Source organism: Arsenophonus sp. (assembly GCA_031446085.1).
Classification (GTDB): domain Bacteria; phylum Pseudomonadota; class Gammaproteobacteria; order Enterobacterales; family Enterobacteriaceae.
Genome location: CP132901.1, coordinates 346,715 through 362,924, shown reverse-complemented (window position 1 = coordinate 362,924; position 16,210 = coordinate 346,715). Strand labels below are relative to the sequence as shown.

Here is a 16,210-nt window from a genome sequence, read left to right as displayed (position 1 = left end):
TACATAATTATATCAACAAAATTATTTGGTGGGGGAAGGATTCGAACCTTCGAAGTCTCAGACGGCAGATTTACAGTCTGCTCCCTTTAGCCACTCGGGAACCCCACCGAAATTATTATTTTTATATATAATATAAAATTGCCGGCACCAAGAATTGAACTTGGGACCTACTGATTACAAGTCAGTTGCTCTACCTACTAAGCTATACCGGCATTTTTTTAATAAAATGAAAACAATTAAAATGATAATTACTAATATAATTTGTTATAATATTTTAAAAATAAATATATTTAAACAAATTATATATACAATTTATTATTTTTTAAAGATTTTTATAAAATTTTTAATTTTTTGAATTTTTTTTTAAAAAAATAAAATAAACTATGTTATGAAATTTAATAATCTTTTTAGTGAAACTAATTATAAAATATTCTCTAGTTTTATACAAAAAAATCGAAAATTTATTTTTAAAAAAATAATTAAAAAATATTTTCTTTTGTCAAAAATGTTGAATATTAATTATATTAATTTTAATAAAAAACAAAAAAATATTTTTAAAAAACGCAACTATGGTTATACGTACAAAGTACCATATATTATTGGAATTACTGGTAGTGTTGCTTCTGGGAAAACTACTATTGCGAGATTATTAAGGCAATTTTTAAGTAATTTTCCTAATCGTCCAAAAGTAGATTTAATTACCACAGATTGTTTTTTGTATTCCAATGATATTCTTAATACGTTAAATATACTTAATAAAAAAGGATTTCCTCAGTCATATGATATAAATCATTTAATAAAATTTATTGTTAATATGAAATTAGGGAATAAGAAAGTATTTGCCCCGATTTATTCTCATAAATATTATAATATTATTCAAAATAAAAAACAAGCTTTTATACAACCAGATATTTTAATAGTAGAAGGATTAAATATTTTTCAAGATTATACAAATTATTTAAACGAAAATATTTTCACATCCAATTTTTTTGATTTTTCAATTTATATTGATGCACCTGATTATTTTTTAAAAGTTTGGTATATTAATAGATTTTTAGAATTTTGTTATTTTTCTGATCCTAATAGTTATTATTATCGTTATTCTAAATTTAATTTAAATGAAATCATTGGCATCGCGACTTTTATATGGGAAAATGTTAATAAAGTAAATTTAGAAGAAAATATTATATTAACTAAAAAAAAAGCAAATTTAATTATTACGAAAAATTATGATCATGATTTAGTAAAATTAAAATGGAAAAATTATTGTTCATATTTGTTAAATTAAAAATACAATCCTAGTGCGTATTTTAAAATTTGATTTTTTAGTAAATTACTTTTATTTAAAAAATTAAATAATACTTCTTTAATATTTGATACTAATTGAAAATTAGATTTAAATAAAAAATCTATAATTGTAATACTTGATTGCATTAATAAAAAATCTTGTTTTCTTTTTTTTTCATATAAATAAAAATTCTTTTTATTATTTATGGATAAAGAGTTTTTTTTAATGTAATTTAATGTATTGACTAATGTATTAATATCACGTAATCCTAAATTAATTCCTTGACCTGCCAAGGGATGTATAGTATGTGCAGCATCTCCAATTAGTGCTATTCCATTTTTTATATAGTGACTTGCATGATAAAAAAAGAGTGGGAATGAATCTTTTTTGATTATTTTTATATTATTTAATTCATTTTTAAATTTTTTTCTAATTTTTTCTTTTAATTTTTTATTTGTCATATTTTTTAAATCTTTTATTTTTTTAGGATGTTCATACCAAATTAAACATGCATAAGCATCAAATAATGGTAAAAAGGCACGTGGTCCAGTTGAAGTAAATTCTTGCCAAACAATATCTTTTTTGATGATTTGATTTATTTTTATTATAATTAATAAACATGATTGTTCATATTGAAAACCATAATTTCTAATTCCAATAATATTGCTTAATTCGGAGAATTTTCCATCTGCTCCTATAATAAAATCAGTGAAAATTTTTTTATTATTAATAATAATTTCCCATTTTTTTTTTTTATAGTTTAAATTTATTGATTTATTTGAATATTTTAAAGAAACGTTTTGTTTTTTTATGAGGTTTTTTAACAATATTTTTTGTAATATATTATTTTCGATAATATAACCCATAACAGGTATTTGAATATTTTTAGATTGAAAATTAAGAATTGTTTTTTTATTTTCTAAAATTTTTATTGTCTTATATGATTGATATCGATTTATTTTTAAAATTTCATGCCATATATTGATTTTTTTAAAAAATTGAATAGATTGATAATTTAATGCAGAAACGCGTAAATATGGTTCATTTTGAATTTTCAAATTTTTAAATTTATTTTTTTCTATAATTAATATATTCCATCCTTTTTGAGCTAAGGCAAGTGCAATTGTAGAACCTAAAATTCCACCTCCTATTATGACAATGTTTATATTTTTTTTATTGTTCATATATATAGAAATAAAAAATAAAAATAGTACATACAATTTTATTATATTACGGTTTATATAGGTATAATGTTTTATTAATAAGAATTAATCAATTAAAATTTAACATAATTATTTATTTGAGGTAAAAAATGGTTAAAAAAATTTATATTAAAACTTGGGGTTGTCAGATGAATGAATATGATTCGGATAAAATTATTGATATATTACATGAATATGGTGGTTATCAAAAAACCGATTCATATAAACAAGCTGATGTATTGATTCTTAATACATGTTCTATTAGAGATAAAGCTCAGGAAAAATTGTTTCATCAATTAGGAAGATGGAAAAAAATAAAGCAAAAGAATCCAAAGGTTATTATAGCAGTTGGCGGTTGTGTTGCATCTCAAGAAGGTAAATTTTTATTAAAAAGAACGCCATATATCGATATAATTTTTGGTCCTCAAACTTTACAACGATTACCATTCATGATTGAAAAAAAGAAAATGAGTAATAATTCTGTTATAGATATTTCTTTTCCTGCAATAGAAAAATTTGATAATTTACCAAAACCAATAGCAAATAGTGTTTCTGCATATGTTTCTATCATGGAAGGATGTAATAAATATTGTTCATTTTGTATAGTTCCGTACACTCGTGGACCAGAAGTTAGTAGATCATGTGATGATATTTTATTAGAAATAATAGAATTGACTGAACAAGGTGTTAAAGAAATACATTTATTAGGACAAAATGTTAATTCTTATTATGGTAAAAGTTTTAATGGAAAAACTTGTTCATTTTCAGAATTACTATATTTAATTTCTTCAATTGATAAGGTTAAAAGAATTCGTTTTACGACTAGTCATCCTTTTGAATTTACAGATGATATTATTGATGCTTTTAAGCATATACCAAAAATTGTAAGTTTTTTACATCTTCCAGTACAAAGTGGTTCAGATCGTATTTTAAGATTAATGAGAAGATTATATACTATTAATGAATATAAAAAAATTATTGAAAAATTAAGAATAGCACGTTCTAATATTTTAATTAGTTCAGATTTTATTGTTGGTTTTCCTGGTGAAACTGAACGGGATTTTAAAAAAACAATTGAATTAGTTGAAGATATTTGTTTTGATATGAGTTATAGTTTTATATATTCTGCTAGACCTGGAACTGCAGCATCTAAATTAGAAGATAATATTACTTTAGAAACAAAAAAAGAACGTCTTTCAATTTTACAAAATAAAATTAATGAAAAATCATTTTTTTATAGCAAAATGATGTTAGGAACTATTCAAAATGTTTTAGTTGAAGGATTATCTCGTAAAAATAAAAATAAACTTTGTGCCCGTACAGAAAATAATCGTATTGTTGTTTTTGATGGTTCTTTTGATATGATTGGAAAATTTGTAAAATTAAAAATTACTGGTTATAAATTACATAGTTTAAATGGAGAATTAATTTAATATTTATTAATAGACTGATATATTTAATTTTCATGAATAGTTTAGTTTAAACTAAACTATTATAGAATTTTTAAAAATGTTAAGTAATATTTAATATTTTTTAGAATTTAAAAATAACTTTTTAGTAATACTATTAGGTATTAGTATAAATTTTTTGTTTTTATTGGAGCATTTTTATTAATGTTAAAATGGTTAAAATGTATTTTTAATATAATAAATTTTATTATGAATTTTTTTATAAAAAGTAAATTAATACCAAAAAATCCTATTAAAGAGTTATCTTTTGATTTAAAACGTCCTTTTTTATATGTATTACCTTATCGTTCTTATATGGATTTATTTACATTAAGATATCAATGTAAATGTATTGGATTACCTGATCCGTTTGATAAAAATATAATTAAAAAAAAAAAATTACCTTCGTATATTTTTATAGATGATAAATCTTATATTTTCAGTTATTTATTATCTCTTTATAAAATGGATTCAGTAAAAATATTTATTTCATATCTAGATTTGCATTTTAAAAATAAAAATTTAAATGTTCAATTATTACCAGTTTCAGTTATGTTTGGTAGATCACCAGGAAGAGAATCGCATTTAACGATACCTATTTTAAAATTTTTAAATAAAGTTCAAAAATTTTTTTCAATTATTTGGTTAGGACGCGATACTTTTATTCGATTTTCTCCTATTGTGTCATTATCACAGATTGCTAAAAAATATGGTACAGATAAAATTATTACTAAAAAATTAATTCGAGTAGCACGTATTCATTATTCGCGTCAAAGATTAGCTTCGATTGGTCCTAAATTACCGATTAGACAAGACTTATTTAATAAAATTTTAAAATCTAATATCATAAAAAAAGTTATGTCTGATGAAGCTAAAGTAAAAAAAATTAATATTTTAAAAGTACAAAAACAAGCAAAAAAAATTTTAAAAGAAATAGCTGCTAATTTTTCATATGAAACTATTCGTATTACAGATAGAGTTTTGAGTTGGACTTGGAATCGTTTTTATCAAGGTATTCATGTGAATCATATAGAACGTGTTCGAAAATTAGCTCAAGATGGATATGAAATTATTTATATTCCATCTCACAGAAGTCATATGGACTATTTATTGCTTTCTTACATATTATATCATCAAGGATTGGTACCACCTCATATTATTGCAGGAAACAATTTAAATTTTTGGCCTATTGGAAATATCTTTCGTAGGTTAGGAGCTTTTTTTATTAGAAGATCTTTTGGATATAATAAGTTATATTCTATTATATTTCGTGAATATCTTAATGAATTATTTTTTCGTGGATATTCTGTAGAATTTTTTATTGAAGGAAAAAGATCTAGAACTGGTAGATTATTAGATCCAAAAACCGGAACGTTATCTATGACAATTCAAGGAATTTTAAATAGTGATACTCGCGTCATTTCAATTGTGCCTATTTATATTGGATATGAAAATGTTTTAGAAGTTTCTACATATTCTAAGGAATTAAAAGGAGCTACCAAAAAAAAAGAGGGATTTTTTTTAATGTTAAAAGCTTTATTGAAATTAAAAAATTTAGGACAAGGATATGTAAATTTTGGAAAGCCAATTTTGTTGAATCAATATTTAGATATCCATGTTCCTAAATGGCGTAAATCTATTAATTCTTTTGTATATCATCGTCCTATTTGGTTAAATATAGTCTCATCAAAATTAGCTTATAAAATTATGACTCATATTAATAATGCTGCTGCATTAAATGCAATAAATTTATGTAGTATAATTTTATTATCTTCATTTCAAAGAGCATTAACTAGAGAAGAATTAATAGAACAAATTGAATGTTATTTAAAAATTTTTAAAAATATTCCATATAGTCAATACATAACTATACCTAATAAAAATGCTAAATTAATTTTAGAAGATGCATTATTATCTAAAAAATTTCATATTGAGAGAGATAATATTGGAGATATTATTTTTCTTTCAAGAAATAATGCAGTTTTTATGACTTATTATAGAAATAATATTATTCATTTGATTGCTTTACCAGCATTAGTTTCTAGTATAATTATATATTATAATGGTAATATTAAAATTAGTGTTATTAAATATCAAACTAATTTAATTTATCCATTTTTAAAAGCAGAACTCTTTATGCGATATCAGAGAAAAGAATTGCATAAAATTATAGAAATAATTATTAATGAATTAAAAAAACAAAAAATAATATTTTTAAAAAAAGAAGAACAATCTTTTATTATTAATCCAAATCGATTAAGATTGTTACAAACTTTAGCATCAAGTATAAAAGAAATATTACAACGTTACGCTATTACATTATCTTTGTTAAGTAATCAATCTGTTTATAACAGATTGATTTTAGAAAAACAAAGTCAAATATTAGCACATCGTTTATCTATATTATATGGAATTAATTCTCCTGAATTTTTTGACAAAAGTATTTTTTCAAAGTTAATAGATACTTTAATGAAAGAAAAGTATGTTAATAGAAAAGGTAATTTATTAGTTACTAATAACATATCTTCTTTATATAAAGTCATTTCTAAATTGATTTCTTTTGAAATATATTTAATTATAAAAAATTCAAAATATTTTATAAAAAATTAAGAAATATTCCAATAAAAATAATTAATCCGACATATTGGTTACTTTTGAATGCTTTTAAATATGCGTTTTGGTTATTTTTTTTCATCAATTTTTGTTGATATAGAAAAATTAATCCTGCTATAATTAAATGAATAAAGAAAATATAATTTAATTTTAAATAATATCCTATATATATTAAAGAGAAAATCATTAAACATTGAAAATATAAAATTATTTTTCTATTTTTTTTTCCAAATAATATAGCCGTAGATTTAATAGATATAATAATATCATATTTCATATCTGTTGTTGCGTATTGGGTATCATATATAATAATCCATATAATATTTGTTATAAATAACAACCAAGATTCTACAGGGAAAAATAGATTATTAGAAATATACACTATTAGTATTGACATACTAAATGTACATCCTAATATTATTTGAGGGAAATAAGTAATTCTTTTTGTATAAGGATATAATATCATTAATGATAATGATATTAATGATAAAAAAATAGACATTCGATTTAATTGTAATACCAAAAAAAATGATAGAAAAATTAAAAATAAATATAATATTAATGCATTTTTAATTTTTATTTTTTTTATTACTAATGGTCTTTTTTTAGTTCTAGGAATATGCTTATCAATATTTTTATCTATACAATCATTAATAATACATCCTGCACTTCTTGTTAAAATACTACCAAGAGTAAATATAATAATTTTTTTTTTTCAGGCATTCCATTACTAGATAACCATAATGCCCAATAAGTTGGCCATAATAATAGAAAAATTCCTGTAGGATTATTGATTCTTATCAAGGATAAATAAGGATAAATTTTTTTTACAAATTTATTTTTTTTAATTTTTTTTTTAAATGTTAAAAATTTCATAATTTTTTAAATTAATTATTTTTTCCAGTTTTTTACATATTTTATTAATCCATTGGTTGAAGAATCACAATGTGTATTTTTTTTTTTTTTTAAAACAGAAAAAAAATAATTGGTTATCTTTTTCCCATATTCTATACCCCATTGATCAAAACTAAAAATATTTAATATTGCTCCTTGAATAAATACTTTGTGTTCATACATTGCAATTAATGCTCCTAAAGTATAAGGCGTAATTTTATTTAATAAAATTGTATTACTTGGATTATTGCCAATTAATTTCTTATAAGGTATAGAATTTTTTATCTTGTTAAAGCAATAGTCAATATATTTGTATTTTTTTTCTTTAATATTTCCAAATGCTAAGGTTTGAGATTGTGATAAAAAATGAGCAATTAAATAATAGTTATTTTCTTGATATGTACTGTTATTTGTAACAGGAACTATAAAATCACAAGGAATTAATTTTGTTCCTTGATGTATTAATTGACAAAAGGTATGTTCATAATTTGTACCAACTCCTCCCCAAATAATAGATCCAGTTTGATAATTGATTTTTTTTCCATTTCTATCAATAGACTTCCCATTTGATTCCATACCTATTTGTTGAATATATTCTGAAAAACGATATAAATTTTGATTATATGGAAGAATTAATTCTGTTTCACTTTTAAAGAAATTATTATACCAAATACTTATTAATGCTAATATTACAGGAATATTTTGATCAAAAGTATTATTTTTGAAGTGTTCATCCATGTCGTGAGCTCCATATAATAATTTTTTAAAATTATTATATCCTACTGATAAAACAATAATTAACCCCATTGCAGACCATAATGAATATCTACCATTGATCCAATTAAATATTTTAAATAGATTTTTTTTTGTATTAATTCCAAATTTATTAACTTCTTTTTCATTATTTGAAATAGCAATAAAATGTTTTTCTAAACTTTTTTTATTTTTTGAAATTTTTAAAAACCACTTTTTTACATTTTTTGCGTTAATTATAGTTTCTTTCGTTTTAAAAGTTTTAGAAGTAATAAGAAATAATGTTCTTTCAGGTAAAATTTTGTTTAAAATATCTTCAATATGTGTTCCATCTATATTGGATAAAAAATGTATTTTTAAATGATTTTTATAAGGTTTTAATGCTTCAACTACCATATTTTGTCCAATATGTGATCCACCTATTCCGATATTTACTATATCTGTAATTGATTTTCCAGTATATCCTTTCCATTCACTATTAATAATTTGATTGCTAAATTTTTCCATTTTTTTGAGAATATGATTAATATCATGCATTATGTTAATTCCATTTAATATAATAGGATTATTTTTGATATTCCTTAGTGCAATATGTAAAACTGCTTGATTTTCTGTTTGATTAATTTTTTTTCCAATAAACATTGCTTTGATTGCAATATCTATTCTTAAATTTTTTGCTAGATTTAGTAACAATTTAAATGTAGAATCAGTTATTCTATTTTTAGAATAGTCAATTAAAATTTTATTATTAAATAATAATGAAAATTTTTTAAAACGATTTTGATCTTTTTTAAAAAGATCAAACATATGAATTTTTTTTGTTGTTTCATAATTTTTTTTTAGTTTTTTCCAAATAGAAGTGTGTGTGGGATTGATATTTTTCATTATTTTTTAATAAATTTATTTAATATTTTTTTATTCAATTTGTTTATCTTTTATTGTATAAATTTTCTAATTATTTCTATAATTCCAATAATGAGTATATATAATATTGTTGTTATTATAAATATTGTAAATGTTTGAAAACTTTCACTTTCAATTTGACGTGAAATATAAGAAAGTTCTGTTACTCCTATTGCCATTGTTAATGAAGAATTTTTAATAATATTCATATATTGACCTAAAATTGGAATATAAGAATTCTTTAATATTTGAGGGAAAAAAATATATTTCCATATTGTTATTTTTGACAATCCTAAAGCCATTGCTTCTATTTTTTGATTTTTCTTGATACTTAACATACCACTTTTTAATTCTTCAACAATAAAAGGGATTGAATATATCGTTAATCCTATTAATCCTATTAAAAATTCAAATGAAATTAAATTAATCAATGAAATATTAATTATATTAATATGATGCGACGTTTTTAACCATTTAATTAAAGATGTTGGGAGAAAACTATTAGCAGCAAAATACCAAAAAAATAATTGCATTAATAATGGAGTATTTTTAAATAAAGTAATATAAATTTTAATAAAATATTTTAAAAAAAGAAAATTAATTTCTTTTAAAATAAAAAATAATAAACCTAATATTGTTGAAAAAAATATTGTAAATAATGAAATTAAAATAGTTACAAATAATCCATAACAAATAGAATTTAAATATTGTTCTTTCTCTATAATTGAAAAAAAATTTTCAATCATAATTTTCCTTTTAAAATGATTTTATTTTAATTTTTCGAAATGTTTTTTGAACTTATTTCTTTTTAATGATTTTTCTTCCAAAAACCATCGATTAAATATTTTCTGAGCTTCTCCGTTTTTTTCTAATTCTAATAATAGGTTATTTATTATGTCAATGAATTTTTTTTCTCCTTTTATTACTGCTAATGCTTGATATTCATGACTAATACTAAATGAAGAGATTTCATAATTTTTTTGAATATTTTTAGGTAATTTTGAAAATAATCCTATTAGTTTTGCATCGTCTTGTGTTATGGCATCAACATTATTATTACGTAAAGCTAAAAAAGAAAATGGTGTGTTATCATAAGAAATTACTTTAATATTTGGATATAGATTTTTTAATCTAATTTCTTGAATAGTACCTTTATCAGCTCCTATTCTTAAATTTTTAAGATCATCTTGATTTTTTAATATTCCTTTTCGTGCGATAAATTTTTGTTGAGTTGAAAAAATAGGAATAGAAAATTCTACTTTTTTAGATCTTTCTTGAGTAATTGTGAAATTAGCACTGATAAGATCTACTTTATTACTTACTAAAAGAGGAATTCTATTTGCTGGATTGGTTGTTAAGAACACTGTTTTTACATTTAAAAGTTTAGCAATAGAATTAGCAATATCAATATCATATCCTATCAATTTATTATTAACGGGATCTATAAATCCAAAAGGTGGATTACTATCAAAAACTGCAATTTTTATGATTCCATTTTTTTGAATTTCATCAATTTTTTCAGCATTAACAAATGAAAAAAATATTATTAAAATAATAAATAAAAAAAATTTAATATTTTGTATTTCCATTGTTTACATCCTAAGTAAGTTTTAATGTGACTAATAAAAAGATATTTTTGTTATTAATAATTAAATATATGAAAAAATTTTATTTAAATATAAATATTCTATCATTGATTTTTTTTTCCAATTTTTTAAAAATGGTATATTTCCTAAGCATGGAATAGGAGATAAAAATGTATTTATTGTTTCTAAATATTCTTTTGTATATTGATGAGTAGATTCAAGATGATTTCCAATCCATCCAACAATTTTTAATTTTTCATTTAGAATTGCTTTTTTAGTTAATATCGCATGATTTATACATCCTAATTTAATTCCAATAACTAAAATAATTTCTATTTTTTCTTTAGTAACCCAATCTGATAATGTTTGATTAAAAGAAATTGGTGTATACCATCCTCCAGCTCCTTCAATAATAATGTAATCGGCTTTTTTTTTTATTTTTTCTAATCCCTGACTTATTTTGTTTATATCTATTATTTTTTTTTCTATTTTACTTGCAATATTTGGAGATGTACCTTCTTTAAAGGTAAAAGGATTAATATCTTGATATTCTAAATGTACTGTACTATATTTTAGTAAATATTCAGAATCTTGATTTCGTAATCCAAATTTAGTTTCCTTACTTCCTGAAGCAATTGGTTTATAACCTATTGCTTTATAGCCCATAAAATTAGCTCCTTGCAAAAGTGCGCAACTAACTATTGTTTTTCCAATGTTTGTATCAGTTCCAGTAATAAAAAAACATTTATTCACGATATAGTATTCCAAATAATAGTTGATAAGTTAAAGGAAATTGATGTCCTATATGAGGATAGTATAATGCTAATTTATTTAATTTATTTTTTGTCATTAATCCATGTGTTCTTCCTTTTTTTAAGTATGTAGCTCCGATATCTTTTAAAGATTTTAATAAGGTAATTAAAGATGGATAAATAGTTAACCAACATTGTTGTTCAAATTTATATTTCCAAATATTACAGATTGCTTTAATATCTTGAATATTCATGAATGAATTAATATGTGAATTATTATCTATTTTTCTCCAACATTCTTTTAATTCATTTAAAGATCCTTCTAATAAAGTTGAAAATGCAATAACTCCTCCTCTTTTAGTAATGCGATATAATTCACTTAACGTATGATGTAAATTATCACACCATTGAATAGAAAGATGACTAAAGCATAAATCAACACTTTCGTTTTTTAACGGTAACATTTCCATATCTGCTTGTATATATGTGTTAGCAGCACCTTTTTTTTTCGCAACTTTTAACATTGATGATGATATGTCTAATGCAATAACTTTTTTTCCAATCAATTTCCATTGATAACTAAAATATCCAGTACCGCATCCTGCATCTAAAATAGTTTTTCCTGGTATAATAGAAAGTAATTTAAAAAGATGTTGCCCACTTTTTTGTTGAAAAATGGCAATTTTATCATATTTTTTAGCAGCTCTATTAAAAGAATGAGCAATGTATTTTTTATTCATTGATTTTTTTAAAAAAATAACTGATTGTTTTTATTAATTTTAATATGTCATTTAATTTATGACAGGCATTCAATGTAATTCGTAAACGAGAAGTACCAGGAGGAACTGTTGGAGGACGTATTGCTTGTACCCATATTTTATTTTTTTTTAAAAATTCTGCTATTTTTAAACAAACATCATTTTTACCAACCATTAAAGGTTGAATGGGAGTATATGAATTTAAAATTGGTAGATTGTATTCATGTGCTTTTTTAATAAAAAAGCTAATATTTTTTTTAAGATTCATTCTTAATTTGTCAGCATGTCTAATTTGATTAATTGCTTCAATTAATGCCATTGCTTGTGCTGGTGGAATTGATGTACTATAAATTAAGTGTTTTGCATTTTGTAAAAAATAATTTGCAATAGTTTTGTTACAAAGTAATGCAGCTCCACTAATTCCAAATGCTTTGCCAAAAGTTACAATTAGTAGTTCTGGTTTGATATTGTAAAGTTTACAGCTTCCTGATCCTTCTTTTCCTTGTATTCCTATACCATGAGCGTCGTCTACTAAAAGAAAAGTGTTATATTTTTTAGTAATTATTTGAATTTGATTTAAAGGTGCAATATCTCCATTCATACTAAATATCCCTTCAGTTGCTACTAATATTTTTTTAGAATTCGACTCTAAAATTTTTTTTTCTAAAGATAATATTTCGTTATGGTTAAATCTTTTTAATTTTGCCTTTGAGTTTATTCCTGCCTCTAATAAAGAGGCATGAAATAATTTGTCAGCAATGATAAGATTATTCTTATGATTCATTAAGACGTTTATTACACTTTGATTAGCTGAATAGCCAGAATTAAATAATAAAGCTTTATCATAATTTAACCAATTAGCTAATTTTGTTTCTAATTTAGCATGTGCTGAACTATATCCAGTGATATAACTAGAACTTCCACTTCCTGTTCCAAATTTGTCTAATCCTGTTTTCCATGCTTCAATAATCGATTGATTACTAGTTAATCCTAAATAATCATTAGTTGAAAAATTTAGGTATTTTTTATTATCAATTAGTAATGTTCGTATATTATTATTTTGAATTATTTTTCTTTTTCTCCATAATTTTCTTTTTTTTTGAATATTAAGTTGATTACTTAAATAATCTATCCATTTCATTATATTGCCGCGTTATAAAATTTTTTACTGTTAATTTTTATAGATTTTTTTTCAATTTCTTTAATTTTTTTATAGTATTTAAGTGATTCTTTTTTTTGTTTTGTATTGATATTTAATTTTTTAAATAATTGTATATCTTTATCTTCATTTGGGTTTGGTGCAGTTAACAATTTACAACCATAAAATATTGAATTCGCTCCAGCTATGAAACAAAGTGCTTGTGTTTGTTCATTCATTTTTTCTCTTCCTGCTGATAATCTTATAAATGATTTTGGCATAATGATTCGTGCCACAGCAATAGTACGAATAAAATCAAAAGGATCTATATCTGCATTTTTTTCGAGAGGTGTTCCTTTTATTTTTATCAACATATTAATAGGTACACTTTCTGGAGGTGTAGGTAAATTAGCTAATTCCGTTAATAATTCAACTCGGTCTAATTTTTTTTCTCCTAATCCTATAATTCCTCCAGAACATACTTTAATTCCTGCTTTTCTTACTTTTTCAATTGTATCGAGTCTATCTTGATAAGTTCTTGTTGTAATAATCTTTTTATAAAATTTTCTAGAGGTATCTAAATTATGATTATAATAATCTAATCCAGCTCGAGATAGTTTTTTTGCTTGATTATTATTTAATGTACCTAATGTCATACATGTTTCTAATCCTAATTTTTTTACAGATTTTACAATATTTTCTAAATATGGAATATCTCGTTGATGTGGATTTTTCCATGCTGCACCCATACAAAATCTAGTAGCACCAGATTTTTTTGCTTGTTTTGCAGCTTGAATAATTTTTTTCATTTCTAATAATTTTTCAACTTTTAATCCTGTTTTATATCTTGCACTTTGAGGACAATATTTACAATCTTCTGGACAAGCACCTGTTTTTATTGATAACAATGTACTAATTTGTATTTCTTGTGGATTAAAATTAATACGATGTATTTTTTGTGCTTGAAATAATAATTGAAAAAATGGTTTATCAAAAATTTTTTTTACTTCACTAGTTGTCCAATTTTTTTTTATCTTCATAAAATTTCTCCAAAAAAAATAAAACTATTGTCAGTTTAAATAATATCATTATCATGTCAACTAAAATGAATAAAATTCATAAGGAAGAATTTATGAAAATAGATGATATTAATTTTGATTTGAAGCATATTTGGCATCCTTATACTTCTATGAATAATCCTATTCCAACTTATCCAGTGATTAGTGCATCGGGAGTAAAATTAAAATTAGCAAATGGCAAAAAAATAATTGATGGCATGTCTTCTTGGTGGTCAGTAATTCATGGATATAATCATCCAGTTATCAATCAAGCTGCGATAAATCAGATTAAAAAAATGTCTCATGTTATGTTTGGTGGTATAACACATATTCCTGCTATTGAATTATCTAAACAATTGCTAAAAATTGTGGATAATTCATTAGAATGTATTTTTTTTGCTGATTCTGGTTCTGTTGCTGTAGATATAGCATTAAAAATGGCTATGCAATATTGGAAAATGAAAAAACAAAATAGAACAAAATTTATTGCTTTAGAATATAGTTATCACGGAGATACACTTGGTGCTATGTCTGTTTGTGATCCAAAAAATTCTATGCATCATCTTTATTCTGGCTATTTTTCTAACAATTTTTTCGTAAAAGCTCCGAAATCTACATTTCATAGCAAATGGAATTTTGATGACACTGCATCTTTTAAAATGGTATTAGAAAAAAATTTTGATAAAATTGCTGCTGTTATTTTAGAACCTATTGTTCAAGGAGCAGGAGGAATGCGTTTTTATCATCCTAATTATTTAAAATATGTTCGTAAATTATGTAATAAATATAATATTTTATTAATTGCGGATGAAATTGCAACAGGATTTGGAAGAACTGGAAAATTATTTGCTTATGAACATAGTAATGTTATACCTGATATTTTATGTGTTGGAAAAGCATTAACAGGTGGATATTTAACATTATCCGCTGTTATTACTACTCGAAAAATAGCTAATACTATTAGTGATGGAAATCCAGGTTGTTTTATGCATGGTCCTACATTTATGGCTAATCCATTAGCTTGTTCTATTTCGTTAGCTAGCATTAAATTGTTAATGCAATCTTCGTGGAAAAAAAATGTTAAAAATATTGAAAATCAATTAATTAAAGATTTAATTCCTATAAAAGATGTAAAAACAGTTAAAGATGTACGTATTTTAGGTGCAATTGGTGTTATAGAAATGTATGATCCAGTAAATATTATTAATTTACAAAAATTTTTTGTTTCTCAAGGTATATGGGTCAGACCATTTAAAAATTTAATTTATTTAATGCCTCCTTATATTATTCAGAAAAAAGAAATAAAAAAGTTAACTAATATTATTAAATTAGCTATTTATCAAAATCAATATAAATAAAATAATCCATTAAACTATTTAAATTGGTGGAGCTGGCGGGATTTGAACCCGCATCCGAAAGTATTATAATATATAGAAATTCTACATGTTTAGTTATGTCGAAGATAATAAATTTAAAACAGACATACATATTTTAAATTTTTTAGCTTATTTTTTTAAACGTTTCAATTTAATAAGCAAAATATTTTCACGTTTACTCTGTATTATATTATCTTCTTTTTGATTTACTTTTAGAGTAATTAAGTAAATAAGAAGGAACTCGTAGTTTATTAAGCTGCTAGTTCAAATGTTTTATGTTTATTTGCATTTATTGATGCGCGACTTTTTTACGAGGTCCAGCCGCACCCTCGACATGCATTTCATTATTTAATAAAATTCGTCGAATCCAAAAACAGCCCCAATTTCTATACCTAGAAATAAATTATAATTAATTTTACTAAAAAATCAACTAAATTCTAT

Annotated in this window: 14 protein-coding genes, 2 tRNA genes and 1 other RNA gene; 4 read left to right on the top strand and 13 right to left on the bottom strand. The window is 22.7% G+C overall.

The window, feature by feature from the left end:
* Nucleotides 1-26: 26 nt before the first annotated feature.
* Together RA161_01755 and RA161_01750 are read right to left on the bottom strand one after the other, a co-directional pair.
* A tRNA-Tyr gene (locus RA161_01755) sits at nt 27-108 on the bottom strand.
* 31 nt (nt 109-139) lie between these two features.
* Nucleotides 140-212, bottom strand: a tRNA-Thr gene (locus tag RA161_01750).
* A gap of 293 nt (nt 213-505) precedes the next feature.
* Between RA161_01750 and coaA the strand changes: the two genes are divergently transcribed.
* Nucleotides 506-1,288: a type I pantothenate kinase gene (gene coaA, locus RA161_01745; protein ID WMY97254.1), complete on the top strand. Its 783-nt coding sequence runs from the start codon at nt 506-508 to the stop codon at nt 1,286-1,288.
* Here coaA and RA161_01740 read toward each other — a convergent pair.
* Nucleotides 1,285-2,472 carry an FAD-dependent oxidoreductase gene (locus RA161_01740; protein WMY97253.1) on the bottom strand — a complete coding sequence of 396 codons (1,188 nt, stop codon included), beginning with the start codon at nt 2,470-2,472 and terminating at the stop codon, nt 1,285-1,287. The two genes, coaA and RA161_01740, sit on opposite strands and share 4 nt — an antisense overlap.
* A 128-nt stretch (nt 2,473-2,600) precedes the next feature.
* On the opposite strand from RA161_01740, the gene miaB reads away from it, so the two are divergent.
* Complete coding sequence (miaB, locus tag RA161_01735) at nt 2,601-3,923, top strand: tRNA (N6-isopentenyl adenosine(37)-C2)-methylthiotransferase MiaB (GenBank protein WMY97252.1); 1,323 nt, start codon at nt 2,601-2,603, stop codon at nt 3,921-3,923.
* A gap of 180 nt (nt 3,924-4,103) precedes the next feature.
* Nucleotides 4,104-6,548, top strand: a complete 2,445-nt coding sequence (plsB, locus tag RA161_01730; GenBank protein WMY97251.1) for a glycerol-3-phosphate 1-O-acyltransferase PlsB — start codon at nt 4,104-4,106, stop codon at nt 6,546-6,548.
* On the opposite strand, the gene RA161_01725 is transcribed toward plsB, so the two are convergent.
* From RA161_01725 to bioB, 9 genes are read right to left on the bottom strand one after another with little or no spacing between them, the layout of a single operon-like run.
* On the bottom strand, nt 6,535-7,206 hold the full coding sequence (locus RA161_01725) for a 4-hydroxybenzoate octaprenyltransferase (GenBank protein ID WMY97717.1): 672 nt from the start codon (nt 7,204-7,206) through the stop codon (nt 6,535-6,537). The genes plsB and RA161_01725 overlap by 14 nt on opposite strands.
* A 20-nt stretch (nt 7,207-7,226) precedes the next feature.
* Nucleotides 7,227-7,427 (bottom strand): hypothetical protein, encoded by a 201-nt coding sequence (locus RA161_01720; GenBank protein WMY97250.1) that lies wholly within the window; start codon nt 7,425-7,427, stop codon nt 7,227-7,229.
* Between the two features lie 15 nt (nt 7,428-7,442).
* Complete coding sequence (gene pgi / locus RA161_01715) at nt 7,443-9,083, bottom strand: glucose-6-phosphate isomerase (GenBank protein WMY97249.1); 1,641 nt, start codon at nt 9,081-9,083, stop codon at nt 7,443-7,445.
* 50 nt (nt 9,084-9,133) lie between these two features.
* On the bottom strand, nt 9,134-9,847 hold the full coding sequence (locus RA161_01710; GenBank protein WMY97248.1) for an ABC transporter permease subunit: 714 nt from the start codon (nt 9,845-9,847) through the stop codon (nt 9,134-9,136).
* Between the two features lie 21 nt (nt 9,848-9,868).
* Nucleotides 9,869-10,690, bottom strand: coding sequence for a transporter substrate-binding domain-containing protein (locus tag RA161_01705; protein ID WMY97247.1), 822 nt, complete (start codon nt 10,688-10,690; stop codon nt 9,869-9,871).
* Nucleotides 10,691-10,750: 60 nt separating this feature from the next.
* Nucleotides 10,751-11,440, bottom strand: a complete 690-nt coding sequence (gene bioD, locus RA161_01700; protein WMY97246.1) for a dethiobiotin synthase — start codon at nt 11,438-11,440, stop codon at nt 10,751-10,753.
* Nucleotides 11,433-12,179, bottom strand: coding sequence for a malonyl-ACP O-methyltransferase BioC (gene bioC, locus RA161_01695; protein ID WMY97245.1), 747 nt, complete (start codon nt 12,177-12,179; stop codon nt 11,433-11,435). The genes bioD and bioC overlap by 8 nt, the downstream gene beginning before the upstream one ends.
* A complete protein-coding gene (locus RA161_01690) occupies nt 12,172-13,338 on the bottom strand; it encodes an 8-amino-7-oxononanoate synthase (GenBank protein WMY97244.1) in 1,167 nt (388 codons plus the stop codon). The genes bioC and RA161_01690 overlap by 8 nt, the downstream gene beginning before the upstream one ends.
* Nucleotides 13,338-14,375, bottom strand: a complete 1,038-nt coding sequence (bioB, locus tag RA161_01685) for a biotin synthase BioB (GenBank protein WMY97243.1) — start codon at nt 14,373-14,375, stop codon at nt 13,338-13,340. Before bioB ends, RA161_01690 begins: the two co-directional genes overlap by 1 nt.
* Nucleotides 14,376-14,467: 92 nt before the next feature.
* Between bioB and bioA the strand changes: the two genes are divergently transcribed.
* Nucleotides 14,468-15,751: an adenosylmethionine--8-amino-7-oxononanoate transaminase gene (gene bioA, locus RA161_01680; GenBank protein ID WMY97716.1), complete on the top strand. Its 1,284-nt coding sequence runs from the start codon at nt 14,468-14,470 to the stop codon at nt 15,749-15,751.
* A gap of 24 nt (nt 15,752-15,775) precedes the next feature.
* Here bioA and ssrA read toward each other — a convergent pair.
* Nucleotides 15,776-16,150, bottom strand: a transfer-messenger RNA (tmRNA) gene (ssrA, locus tag RA161_01675).
* Nucleotides 16,151-16,210 lie beyond the last annotated feature (60 nt).